General features: G+C 66.9%; 8 protein-coding genes. 2 read left to right on the forward strand and 6 right to left on the reverse strand.

Annotated features, from left to right (window positions below; all coding sequences use genetic code 11):
* Window positions 1–11 precede the first annotated feature (11 nt).
* The 3 genes from CBW50_RS01445 to CBW50_RS01455 are packed head-to-tail and all read right to left on the reverse strand — an operon-like array spanning window position 12 to window position 5503.
* Window positions 12–1289: a TolC family protein gene (locus CBW50_RS01445; protein ID WP_086143839.1), complete on the reverse strand. Its 1278-nt coding sequence runs from the start codon at window positions 1287–1289 to the stop codon at window positions 12–14.
* On the reverse strand, window positions 1276–4380 hold the full coding sequence (locus tag CBW50_RS01450; RefSeq protein ID WP_086143840.1) for a CusA/CzcA family heavy metal efflux RND transporter: 3105 nt from the start codon (window positions 4378–4380) through the stop codon (window positions 1276–1278). Before CBW50_RS01450 ends, CBW50_RS01445 begins: the two co-directional genes overlap by 14 nt.
* On the reverse strand, window positions 4373–5503 hold the full coding sequence (locus tag CBW50_RS01455) for an efflux RND transporter periplasmic adaptor subunit (RefSeq protein WP_086143841.1): 1131 nt from the start codon (window positions 5501–5503) through the stop codon (window positions 4373–4375). The genes CBW50_RS01450 and CBW50_RS01455 overlap by 8 nt, the downstream gene beginning before the upstream one ends.
* Before the next feature lie 247 nt (window positions 5504–5750).
* Here CBW50_RS01455 and CBW50_RS01460 point away from each other — a divergent pair, with 247 nt between their 5' ends.
* Complete coding sequence (locus CBW50_RS01460) at window positions 5751–6431, forward strand: response regulator transcription factor (protein WP_086143842.1); 681 nt, start codon at window positions 5751–5753, stop codon at window positions 6429–6431.
* Window positions 6424–7827 carry an ATP-binding protein gene (locus tag CBW50_RS01465; protein ID WP_086143843.1) on the forward strand — a complete coding sequence of 468 codons (1404 nt, stop codon included), beginning with the start codon at window positions 6424–6426 and terminating at the stop codon, window positions 7825–7827. The genes CBW50_RS01460 and CBW50_RS01465 overlap by 8 nt, the downstream gene beginning before the upstream one ends.
* Here the strand turns inward: CBW50_RS01465 and CBW50_RS01470 are convergent.
* From CBW50_RS01470 to CBW50_RS01480, 3 genes are all read right to left on the reverse strand, one after another.
* Window positions 7819–8130, reverse strand: a complete 312-nt coding sequence (locus tag CBW50_RS01470) for a hypothetical protein (RefSeq protein WP_086143844.1) — start codon at window positions 8128–8130, stop codon at window positions 7819–7821. The two genes, CBW50_RS01465 and CBW50_RS01470, sit on opposite strands and share 9 nt — an antisense overlap.
* The gene (locus tag CBW50_RS01475; RefSeq protein ID WP_216356300.1) at window positions 8130–8849 is read right to left on the reverse strand and encodes an MgtC/SapB family protein; all 720 of its coding nucleotides are present in this window, start codon (window positions 8847–8849) and stop codon (window positions 8130–8132) included. Before CBW50_RS01475 ends, CBW50_RS01470 begins: the two co-directional genes overlap by 1 nt.
* A gap of 372 nt (window positions 8850–9221) precedes the next feature.
* A complete protein-coding gene (locus tag CBW50_RS01480; protein ID WP_086143846.1) occupies window positions 9222–12335 on the reverse strand; it encodes an efflux RND transporter permease subunit in 3114 nt (1037 codons plus the stop codon).
* Window positions 12336–12338: the final 3 nt, after the last annotated feature.

Consider the following 12338-nt stretch of genomic DNA (forward strand, 5'->3'; position numbering starts at 1 on the left):
CCTTCCCCCCGCTATAAGCTCGGCCGCTGGCCGATGGCCAGTTGCAGCTGCGTGCTGGCGATGGCGGCATCGGCGCGCGCCTGCAAATAGCCCAGATACGCGTCATCGGCCGAGTGCTGCGCCGCCAGCCACTCCAGCAGCGAGGCATTGCCTTTGCCATAGGACAGGCGCATGCCGTCGACCACCTTTTGCGCATCCTGCAGCACGCCGTCGCGGTAGCGCGCCAGCCGTTCCTGCGCCGAGCGCCATTGCAGCTGCGCCGTGCGCACTTCCGTTTCCGCCTTCAATTCCGCCTGACGCAGGGCCAGCATCGCCTGCGTCGCGCCCGCTTCCGCCTGCACGATGTCGCCCTTGTCGCGCCGCGACAGGGGGATGGGGATGGCCAGCGAGAGGGAGAGGGCGCGCGAACGGGGCGAACCGTCGGCGGGATTGCCGCGGCCGTCAATGCTGTCATGGTAGCCGCGCGCGGCGGACAGACCCAGCGTGACAGTGGGATCGACCGAGCGGTTGGCGCGCACCAGCGCCGCGCCATCGCGCAGATTGTCCACCGTGGCGCGGGCGATGCGCACGTCGCTGCGCTCGCGCAGCGCCTGCGGCACGAGGGTGCTGGCATCCTGCACTTCATACGCGGCGAAATCGCAGGCAAGCTGCGCCCCGGGGAACAAGGCGTCGACCTGGCGTCCCAGCGGCGGCGACAAGTTCAGCATGGCGCCTTGCGCCTCGCTGGCCGCCTGCGCCAGCTCGGCCTGGAACTGGTCGCGTTCCACGCGCGACTGCAGCAGCTCGATGCCGCCCACGTCGCCAGCCTTGCGCCGCACGCCGTTCGCCTCGACCACCTTAGACAGGGCCGCCATGGTCTGCTGCTTGCGCGCGAAGACCTCGCGCGTGCGGCACGCTTCCGTGAACGCCGCCGCGGCCATGCCATACAGTTCGCGCCGGAAGCCAGTCACCGTTTCCTCGGCCAGCGTGACATTGCTCTGCGCGGCTTTGATGCGCGCGGCGCGCTTGCCGCCCGTCTCGATGGCCATGCTGATGGCCGGCGTCCACGTGACGGGGCGGTGCTCGACGCTGTGCACCGTTTCGCGTGAGGCACCCACGGTGAATTCGGGATCGGGGCGCACGCCTGCGATGCCGATGCCGGCCTTGGCCGAGGCGATGCTTTCCTGCTGTGCCTGCAGTTCCAGGCTGTGGCTTTCCACGGCGGACAGGTAGGTCTCGAAGGTCAACGGGGCAGCGCTGGCGCATGGGGCAAGCAGCCAGGCCGCCAGCAATAAACTAAAACGTGTCATGTGTTTCTCCATCGTGGGTGCGGTGGCGCGCGGCCTGCCGCGCCTCGATCAGGTAATACAGGGCCGGCAACAGCAGCAGGGTCAGTGCCGTGGCCGTCACCAGCCCGCCCACCACGACGGTGGCCAGCGGGCGCTGCACGTCGCTGCCCAGGCCCGTCGCCAGCATGGCCGGCGTCAGGCCCAGGGCGGCCACGGTAGCCGTCATCAGCACGGGGCGCATGCGGTCGCGCGCGCCTTCGAGTACGGCGTCGCGCAAGCTCCTGCCTTCGTCCGCGCGCAAGCGGTTGATCTGCGCCAGCATCAGCACGGCATTCAGTACTGCCACGCCGAACAGGGCGATGAAGCCCACCGCGCTCGACACGTTCAGGGTCATGCCGCGCAGGTGCAGCGCGGCCAGGCCGCCCAGCATGGCCAGCGGCACGGCCAGCAAGACCAGCGCGGGCTGGCGCAGGTTGCGGAACTGGCCAAACAGCAGCAAAAACATGGCGCCCAGGGTCATCGGCAGGATCAGGGCCAATCGGCTTTGTGCGCGCTGCAGGTTTTCGAACTGGCCGCCCCATTCGACGCTGATGCGCTCGTGTTCATTGGCCACAGCCTGGGCCACCAGCGGGCGCGCTTCGGCCAGGAAACCGGCCAGGTCGCGCCCGCGGGCATTGAGGCGCACAATGATGTGGCGCCGCCCCATTTCGCGCACGATCACGCTCTCGCCCGAGGTGGTGCTGATATTGGCCACCTGCGCCAGCGGAATCCTGGCGCCGTTGGCAGCGTTGAGCATCAGGCTGGCGATGGCGTCGGGGCTGGAACGCGTGGCGGGCGGGAAGCGCACGGCGATGTCGTAGCTTTTCTCGCCCACGTACACCTGGCCGATGGGCGCACCGCCGATGCCGGTCGAGATCAGGTCGGCCACGTCGGCCGCGTTGATGCCGTAGCGGGCCGCCTTTGCCCTGTCCAGTTCCACCTTCAGGTTGGGCAGCGGCGGCTCGACGTCCACCGCCACGTCGGAGGCGCCGGGGACGGTTTTCAGTACGTTGGCCACCTTGCCGGCGATGCGCCGCACTTCATCGAGGTCGTTGCCGAAGATTTTCACCGTCAGGTCGCTGTGCGCGCCCGACAATTTATCCTGCACGCCGTCGATCATCGGCTGCATGAAAGCCACCGTGACACCGGGCATGCGCGCGAAGCGCTCGTTCATTTTGGCGATCAGCTGCTGCTTGCTCATGCCCGACTTCCAGCTTTTGTACGGGTGCAGCCCCACGCTCGCCTCGATGTGCGAGGGCGTCCAGTAATCGGTGCCGTCGTCGTTGCGTCCCGTCTGCGTGACGATGGTCGACACTTCCGGGAACTCCAGCGCGGCGCGCCGCAATTCGCTGGCCATCTCGGATGCCTTGTCCAGCGTGATCCCGGGCGGCATCTGCACCTGCAGCCACAGCGAACCCTCGTCGAGGTAGGGCAGGAAGTCGCGCCCGATGCTGCCGCCCAGGATGGCCAGGCTTGCCAGCGCGGCGGCACAGGCGGCGGCCACCCAGCGCCGCTTGCCCACGGTACGTTCGAGGAAGCGGCCATACGCGGCCGCCAGCTTTTCCAGCACGCGGTTGTGGAACGTGCGGCGCGGCTTGCGCAAGGCCAGCCAGGCCAGGCCCGGGATCAGCACCAATGCCACTACCAGCGCGCCCGCCAGCGCCGCGCCCACCGCATAGGCCATCGGCGAAAACAGCTTGTACTCGATGCGCTGGAAGGCGAACAGGGGCAGGTAGGCGGCGACGATGACGGCCATGCCGAACATGATGGGGCGCGCCACCTGCAGGGTTGCCTCGATGGCGTCCTGCAGGGTGAGCGGACGGTCCTGCTCGCGTTCGCGGCGGCGCAGCATGTTTTCCAGCACCACGACGGAACCGTCGACGAGGATGCCGAAGTCGATCGCGCCCAGCGACAGCAGGTTGGCCGGAATCTTAAAGTGGTGCATGAAGATGAAGGCGATCAGCAGGGCCAGCGGGACCGTCAGCGCGACGATGGCGGCCGCGCGCGGGCTGCCGAGGAACAGCAGCAGCACGAGGGCGACGAGCAGCATGCCTTCGCCCAGGGTATGGCTGACCGTGTGCAGGGTGGCGTCGATCAGCGAGCTGCGGTCCAGGTAGGGCACCACTTTCACATCCTTCGGCAGCACATTGGCATTCAGGTCATCCACGGCCGCGTGGATGCCGGCCAGCGCCTCGGACGGATTGAAGTCTTTCAGCAGCAGGGTGATGCCTTCGATGGCGTCGGGGTTGTCGTCCTTGCCGAGGATGCCGCGCCGCTCCACGTTGCCGTAATCGAGCTTGCCCAGGTCCTTCACCAGCACGGGCACGCCGTTCTTGCTGCTGACGACGACGTTGCCCATGTCGCCCAGCGAGTGCAGCAGACCCACGCCGCGCACGACATACGATTGCTGGCCGCGGTCGATGACGCTGCCGCCGCCGCTGATGTTGTTGGCGTTGATGGCGTCCTTCACCTGCGCCAGCGAGAAGCCGTAGCTGTCCAGTTTTGCGGGATCGAGTTCCAGCATGAATTGCGTCGTCAGGCCGCCGAAATTGCTGACGTCCGCCACGCCGCGCACCTGCTGCAGGCGCGGAATCACGGTCCAGAACTGCAGCTCCGACAGCTCGCGCAGGCTGCGCGATTTCGATTCCAGCGTGTAGCGGTAGATCTCGCCCGTTGGCGACGTGTAGGGATCGAGCCCCGGCTTGGCCTCGTACGGCAGGTTCACGCTGGCGAGGCGTTCCTGCAGCCGCTCGCGCGTGAAGTAGCCGTCGCTGCCATCCTCGAACACCACGGTGATCAGCGACAGCGCGAACAGGCTGCGCGTGCGCAGCACGTGCATGCCGGGCGTGCCGAGCAGGGCGCGTTCCAGCGGTATCGTGATCTGCTGCTCGATTTCCTCAGCGCCCAGGCCCGGCACCTGCGTGACAATCTGCGAGGTGACGTCGGCGATGTCTGGATAGGCTTCGATGGGCAACTGCTTCCAGCAGTAGACGCCGTAGGCGGTGACGAACAGCAGCACCAGCCAGACGATGCCGCGCCGCTGGCAGCAAGTGGCAATGAAACGGTCAATCATTGAGCAGCACTCCTTCCTTGACGACGATGCGCTCGCCGGCCTTCAGCCCCGAGACGATTTCCACCTGGTCGCCATGGCTGGCGCCCACCTGCACCGCGCGCGGCTCGAAGCGCAGCGGGCCGTGCTCGACCATCACGCGCGTCGACAGCCCGCTTTGCAGCACGGCCGCCGCCGGCACGACGATGGCGCGGCGGCTGGCGCCGGCAAAACCCGCGTGGGCGAACATGCCGGGCTTGAAGGTGCCGGCACGGTTGTCGATGGCCACGCGCACCTTCACCGTGCGCGTTTCCGCGTCGAGCACGGCACCCACGTAGGCGACCTTGCCTGCGAAGGCTTTGCCGGGCCAGGCGTCGAGCGTGATGCGGCTTGTCTGGCCCACGGCCACTTGCGCCAGGTCCTTCTCGGCCACGTTGGCCGACAGCCACACGGTGGAGAGATCCGCCACGGTCATGACGGGCGCGTTGATATCGTTCCAGTAGCCGCCCTGGGCGCCTTCCATGGCGATCACGGTGCCGGCGATGGGCGAGCGCAAAACGTAGTCGCGGCGCGATCCACGTCCGCTGGCGCCGTACTGAGCCAGCTTGTCGGCGCTGGCATGCGCATCGCTGCCGGCCTGGTCATAGGCCGCCTGGGCCGCTTCGTAATCCTTGCGCGCGGCAATCTCCGCCTCGAACAGCGTCTTCTGGCGCTCCAGTTCCTGGCGCGCCTGCAGCAGGGCGGAGCGGGCCTTGCTGTCGTCCGTGTAGGCGGCGCTCAGTTCGGCCGAGTCCAGGGTGAACAGCGGGTCGCCCGCCTTGACGCTGTCGCCCAGGGCGCGTTGCAGGCGCGTGATGCGCCCGGCCAGCGGCGGCGTGATTTTCACCAGTTTCTCCGGCATGGCTTCGATGCTGCCCGGTGCGTCCGTCTGCGTGGCGATGTCCTGTTCCAGTGCGGGGGCGATCTGCAGGCGCTGGCGCAACGGTGAATTTTTTGCGACTTCGATGCTGCCGTCGTCCAGATGCGCCGCCTGGGCGGTCGGCGTGGCCGCCACCGTTGGCCTGGCGCAGCCGGCGAGGGCCGTGCAGCCGAGGGCGACGGCGAGGGCGCAGCAGGCGCCCAGGGCATGGGGGTTGGTCGTGTTCATCCCGTGTTTCCTTGTTGTTAGTGTCGATAGGGGGCATGCATGGATGCCGTGCCCAGGCGGGCAGGAGATGGGGCGCAGGTGGCGCGGACAGCGTCACTACAGCGCCGGGAAAGCATAGCAATGTCGTCCTGAAGAAGCTCCCAAGAACGCCTGAATCATTCTTCAGGTTTGCTGCGTGCGGGGCGCGGCGCGTTAAAATGGGAGAATGGACAATGCGGGAAAACGCGGCGCGACGGGAAAGGCAGGCATGAGGATTCTCTTGGTGGAAGATGACCGCAAGGCGGCGCGCCTGCTGGCGCGGGGCTTGCAGGAAGAGGGCTTTGTCGTCGATGTGGCGCACAGCGCGGAAGAGGGCGAGGATGAAAGCTATGCCGTCGATTACGACTTGATCGTGCTGGACTGGATGTTGCCGGGCAAGCAGGGCATCGACTTTTGCCGCGATTTGCGCGCGCGTGGCATCCAGACGCCCGTGTTGATGCTCACGGCGCGCGACGCCACGGCCGACCGCGTGGCGGGCCTGAACACGGGCGCCGACGATTACCTGACCAAGCCGTTCGAATTCGAGGAGCTGCTGGCGCGCATCCGCGCGTTGCTGCGCCGCTCCGACATCAGCCGCCCGCTGGTGCTGGCGCTGGCCGACCTGTCGCTCGATCCCGTCAGCCACCAGGTGACGCGCGCCGGCGCGCCGCTGGTGCTCACGCCCAAGGAGTACGCGATCCTGCTGATCCTGCTGCGCCAGGCGGGCGAGGTGGTCAGCCGCGCGCGCCTGGCCGAGCAGATCTGGCAGGCGGACCTGATCGGCATCGACAACCTGATCGACGTTCATGTGCGCAACCTGCGGGGCAAGGTCGATGCACCGGGGCTGCTCCAGCTGATCCACACGGTGCGCGGACGCGGCTTCCGCCTGGCGGAAAGCAACGGTGGCTAGCTTCCGCAAGCGCCTGCTGCGGGTGCACCTGGCCGTGATACTCGCCATCGTCGCCTGCACGGCGCTGGCCGGCTACTGGGGCTTGTCGCGCGCCGTGCGCGGCCAGCTCGACGCGGCCCTGCTGGCGCTGGCCGAAACGGAAATGGCCATGCTGCCAGCCGCGCCGCGCCAGCCCATCCAGGTACACGAAGTGGCGCCGGGCCTGGCGCCGCCGTCGCTGATGCGGCTCGACCGCCTGGTGCAGATCATCGATGGCGAGGGCCGCGTGCTGGCGCGCAGCCGCAACCTCGAGGCAGCGCAATTGCCGGCGCCACCGGCCCTGCTGACGCACCTGGCGGCCGGCGACACCGTCTTCGAGACCCTGCCCAAGTTTGGCGAAGAGCCGCTGCGCATGGTGTCCGTTCCCGTGCCGTCGTCCGGTTCGCGCCTGGCGGTGCAGGTGGCAGGCTCGCTCGACGACGCCAACCACATACTGGCCGCGGCTACCGTGCTGTTTGGCGCAATGGCCCTGGCTTTGCTGGCGGCCGTGGGGCTGGCCGGCGAAATGCTCACGCGCCGCGTGCTCGGCGCCATCGACGACGTGGTGCGCCAGGCGCATTCGATCGGCGAGGCCAGCCTGCACCAGCGCCTGCCCCATCCGGGCACTCCCGATGAAATCGGCCGCCTGGTCGATACCCTGAACGCCATGCTCGACCGCCTGGAGCGCGGCTACGACGCGCAGCGGCGCTTCACGGCCGACGCCTCGCATGAATTGCGCTCGCCGCTGTCGCGCCTGCGCACGGAAATCGAAATCACCCTGCGCCGCCCGCGCGAGGCGCCCGAGTATGTGGGGGCGCTGGCTTCCTGCCTCGATGAAGTGCAGCGCCTGACGACCCTGGTGGAAGAACTGCTGATGCTCACGCGCCTCGATGCGGGTCAGGAGCGCAATGCGGTGGAAACGGTGCACCTCAATCCGCTGCTGCGCGCGGCGGCGCAGCGCCTGGAAAAGGCGGCCGCGCAGCGCGGCATCCGCATCATGTTTGACGAAGGTGAAGGCGCGCCCGTGCACGCGCGGGTGGCGGCCGGGCCTGCTGACCTGGTGCTGGCCAACTTGCTCGACAATGCCGTGAAGTTCTCGCCGCCCGACAGCATCATCACCTTGCACGTGTCGCGCGACGGCGGTGATGCGCTGGTGGGCGTGGCCGACGCGGGGCCGGGCATCGGCGTGGAAGACTTGCCGCACCTGTTCGAACGTTTTTACCGGGGTGCCAAGGCGCGCGCGGGCGAGGCGCCCGGTTTCGGCCTGGGCCTGGCCCTGTCGCAAGCCATCGTCCATGCGTATGGCGGGCGCATCGAGGCATGCAACCGTCCGCAAGGCGGCGCGCTGTTTACCATGCGCCTGCCCGCCTCAGCGTGAGGACGCGACGCCTTCCCAGCGCACCTGCCGCACCTGCGGCCAGGCGCCCGCGCGGTTGACGAAGCGCACCAGCACGGCGCGCTGCACGGCCTGGCACAGCACCGTGGCGATCAGCTGCACCACTTGCCTGGCCTCGTCCCAGCTGCGCAGCATCTGCGACGGCGCCAGGCCCGCGCCTTTCAGTTCGGCCAGCAGCAGGCGCACGACGTGGTCGGCCTGCGCCGCGGGGCAGGTGACGGTCAGGCGGTAGGCGGCGACGGCAGGGCCACGTTTGGCAAACCACAACAGCCATTTTTTCATCATCAGACTCCCCGTTCGGCGACAAATTCCGCGTTGTTGACCAGCGCCCAGCGCACGGCCGAGACGCTGCCTTCCAGGCTTACCTGGCTGACGATCTGCTCCAGCAATCCCAGGCTGGAGGCGGGCGTGAGCAGGTCGGCCCGCACTTCGATGCGCCCGGCCTGCGGCGCATCTTCGCTGTGCAGCGATTGCAGCATCAGCGCCGGCATGCCGCTGATCAAGCCCAGCATCAGCTTGCGCACCTGGACTTCCTGCTCCGCCTCGCACACGGCCGTGACTCTGTAGATGCTTTCCGTCTCGATGCCCGCTTCGCTGCCGTGGGCGTTGATGCGCTGCGCCAGATGGCGCAGCACCAGGTTGGCGACCAGGACGAAGCCCGTGCCGATGGCAGCTTCCAGGGAAAATCCCAGGCCGCACAGCACGCCGATGGCGGCCGAGCACCACAGCGTGGCCGCCGTGTTCAGGCCGCGCACCGTCATGCCTTCGCGCATGATGACGCCGGCGCCCAGAAAACCGATGCCCGACACCACCTGCGCGGCGATGCGCATATGGCCGGCGCTGTCGCCTTCGAGCACGGAAACCATCACGAACAGCGAGGCGCCGACGGACACCAGCGCATTCGTGCGCAAGCCCGCCATGCGCTGGCGCAGCTGGCGTTCGGCGCCGATCATGGCGCCCAGGGTCAATGCCGCGGCAACGCGCAGCGCAAAGTCAAATACCACCATAATTTCTCCCGGCTGGGGAGGAACAGGCAAGTGCACAAGGCGACGAAAATTCGCCCGCAAGGGGGCAGTGGCCGACGCTGACGAAAAGATGAACGATGAGGAGGGAAGTGGCGGCGAATGGACATCGCCGCTGGTAAAACCGCACCTTGCCGAGGACAAGGCGGGCGGAATGCGCACGTCTTGCCTAAGGCCGATCGCCGATGGTCAATCGACTACTGTCACTGGAACAAGCACCCACGAGTCACTCCATATCATTGATAACGGGGACAGTCTAGCCAGTGGGGCCGCTTTGGTCAACTGAAGCTCTCTTCAGGAAGCCGCCGCGTCGTCCCCGCCAATGCGGGGACGGTGAAGGCGACCAGTCGAAACTTAATGGGCGGCGGGTGCCTGGTCGGCGTCGGCCTCGGCATGCTCACCGCCGCCGAAGAAACGCGCGGCGCGCTTGCCCAGGCTATCCAGATAGGTGTAGGCGACGGGCACCACCACCAGTGTCAACAGCGTCGAGGTGATGACGCCGCCGATGACGGCGCGGCCCATCGGTGCCTGCGATTCGCCACCGTCGCCCATGCCGATGGCCATCGGCAGCATGCCGAAGACCATCGCCAGGGTCGTCATCAGGATGGGCCGCAGACGCACCTGCCCCGCTTCCATCAGCGCCTCGAACTGGCCCAGGCCTTCGCGCTGGCGCTGGTTGGTGAAGTCGACCAGCAGGATTGCGTTCTTCGTCACTAATCCCATGAGCATGATGAAGCCGATCACGGAGAAGATGTTCAGGGTGCTGCCCGTGATCAGGAGGGCGGCCAGTACGCCGATCAGTGACAGCGGCAGCGACACCATGATGGCGATCGGTTGCAGGAAGCTGCCGAACTGCGACGCCAGCACCAGGTAGATGAAGATCACGGCGATACCCAGCGCCATCATCGCGCCGCCCATGGTTTCGGCCATCTGCTGCGCATTGCCGGCCACGTCGAAGCGCACGCCGGGCGGCAGGTCGATGGACTTGATGGCCTTCTGCACGTCGGCGTCGACGTCGCCGGCAGGGCGGCCCTGCACGCCCGCATAGATGGCGACCCGGCGCTGCAAGGCCTGGCGTTTCAGCACCTGCGGACTCGATGACGGCACGAATTCGACCACCTGGCGCAGCGGAATCATGATCGGCTTGCCGTTCGCGTCAAGCTTGCTCGACGCCAGCGACAGGTCGGCCAGGTCGGCCACTTTCTGACGGCCCGATTTCGGCAGCTGCACGTTGACGTCGTAGTTCTGCCCGTCGGACGCCAGCCAGTGGCTGACCGTGTCGCCCGCTACGAACGGCCGCAGCGCATTGCCGATCTGCTGCACCGACAATCCCAGGTCGCTGGCCAGCTCGTTGTTGATCTTGACGGTGGTCGACGGATTGGCGCCTTCCTGGCTGTATTCCATGTCGGCCAGGCCCTTGATGCCGCGCATCTTGTCCATCAGGGTGTGCGCCACCGCATCGAGCTTGCCTTCGTCCGTGCCGAGGATGGCGATGAAGATGGGGCGCTGGCCGACGGACAGGGTGATGCCGGCGATCGGCGCCAGGCGTTCGCGGATCAGCTTTTCCAGTTCCTGCTGCGAGCGGCGCTTGTGCGTCTTGATGTCCGTCAGCTTCAGGTTCACTTCAGCCGTGTTGCGTCCATCGGGCGTGCCGATGTTGGCCACCAGGCTGTCGATCTCGGGAAATTCCTTCAACGCCGTTTCGATCTGGCGCACTTTGCTATCCGTGTATTCGAGGCTGGAGCCGACGGGCGTCTTGAAGCGCAGGTTGACCCAGCCCTGGTCCGTTTCCGGGAACATCTCGCCGCCTATCATGGGCACGAGCATCAGGCTGCCCGCGAACAGCGCCACGGCCGTGGCCAGCGTGGTCTTGCGCCAGCGCAAGGCGACAACCAGCACCTTGCCGTACCATACGTGCAGGCGGTCGATGCCCGTCTCGATCCAGGCCATGAAGCGGCCCAGCCACGGCGCGTACTTGAAGCGGTCCTTGACGGGGTCGCGCCAGACGGACGACAGCATGGGGTCGAGCGTGAAGCTGACGAACAGCGACACGAGCACGGCGACGGCCACGGTGATGCCGAACTGCAGGAAGAAGCGGCCGATGATGCCGTCCATGAAGGCGACGGGCACGAACACGGCGACGATGGCGAACGTGGTGGCCATCACGGCCAGGCCGATTTCATTGGTGCCGTCGTTGGCCGCCTTGTAGTGGTTCTTGCCCATGCCCAGGTGACGCACGATGTTTTCGCGCACGACGATGGCGTCATCGATCAACAGGCCTATGCACAAGGACAGCGCCATCAGGGTCAAAAAGTTCAGGGTGAAGCCGAAAGCCTTCATGGCGATGAAGCTGGCCAGCACGGAAATCGGCAGGGTCAGGCCCGTGATGATGGTCGAGCGCCACGAGTGCAGGAACAGGAAGACGATCACCATGGTCAGCACGGCGCCTTCGATGATGGTGCGCTTGACGTTATTAAGCTGGCTTTGCACGCGCTCCGACTCGTCGTCGAGCACGCGCAGCTTGATATCGGGCGGCAGCGTCTTTTGCAAATCAAACGCCACTTTCAGGATGCCGGTGCCCACTTCGACCACGTTGGCGTCCTGCACCTTGGTGATTTCCATGGTCACGGCCTGCTGGCCGTTCATGCGCGAGATCGACAGTTCTTCCTGCTCGCCGTCGACGACGGTGGCCACCTGGTCCAGGTAGACGGGTCCGACGGCGCGGCGCGCGACGATGATCTTGCCGAATTCGCGCGCGTCCTTGATCTTGCCTTCCACGCGCACCAGCTGTTCGGCCGCGCCATGGCTGATGGAGCCGGCCGGCAGATTGGTATTCGTCGCCTGGATGGCGCGGATGACTTCATCGACGCCGATGCCCTGGGCATTGAGCTCGATCGGCTTCATGCTGATGAGGATCTGGCGCGCGCGCAGGCCGCGCAGCTTGACCTGCCCCACGCCGGCGACGCCCTGGAAGCGCTTGCTGATGACCTGCTCCGTCATGGTCGACAGCGAGCGCAGGTCGTGCCCGGTCGAGGTCAGCACGATGGTGGCGATGGGGCGCTCGTTGTCGCCCTCGGCGCGCGCGATGAACGGGTCCTTGGCCTCTTTCGGGAAGCGCGGGCGCACCAGGGCCACCTTGTCGCGCAAGTCCTGCATGGCCTTGTCCATGTTGGTCGACAGCTCGAATTCCAGGTAGACGCCGGCGCGCCCTTCCCACGAGTTGGCGCGGATGGTCTTGATGCCGCTGACGGTGTTGACGGCGTCCTCGATGGGGCGCGTGATGTCGTTTTCCACCGCTTCGGGCGAGGCGCCCGGGTAGTTCACTTCAATGGCGGCGAACGGAAACTGCACGCTGGGCATGCTTTCCACGCCCAGGCCCCGGTAGGAGAAGATGCCCAGCACCACCAGCGCCACCATGACCATGGTGGCGAAGACGGGGTTTTGAATGCTGACTTTGGTCATCCACATGGC

Source organism: Janthinobacterium sp. GW458P (assembly GCF_002127585.1).
Lineage (GTDB): Bacteria > Pseudomonadota > Gammaproteobacteria > Burkholderiales > Burkholderiaceae_D > Janthinobacterium.

What these genes read in the sequence shown, in the direction of transcription:
- CBW50_RS01445 (WP_086143839.1), bottom strand. Translation starts at nt 1,289, where the DNA reads ATGACACGTTTTAGTTTATTGCTGGCGGCCTGGCTGCTTGCCCCATGC.
- CBW50_RS01460 (WP_086143842.1), top strand. Translation starts at nt 5,751, where the DNA reads ATGAGGATTCTCTTGGTGGAAGATGACCGCAAGGCGGCGCGCCTGCTG.
- CBW50_RS01455 (WP_086143841.1), bottom strand. Translation starts at nt 5,503, where the DNA reads ATGAACACGACCAACCCCCATGCCCTGGGCGCCTGCTGCGCCCTCGCC.
- CBW50_RS01480 (WP_086143846.1), bottom strand. Translation starts at nt 12,335, where the DNA reads ATGTGGATGACCAAAGTCAGCATTCAAAACCCCGTCTTCGCCACCATG.
- CBW50_RS01450 (WP_086143840.1), bottom strand. Translation starts at nt 4,380, where the DNA reads ATGATTGACCGTTTCATTGCCACTTGCTGCCAGCGGCGCGGCATCGTC.
- CBW50_RS01470 (WP_086143844.1), bottom strand. Translation starts at nt 8,130, where the DNA reads ATGATGAAAAAATGGCTGTTGTGGTTTGCCAAACGTGGCCCTGCCGTC.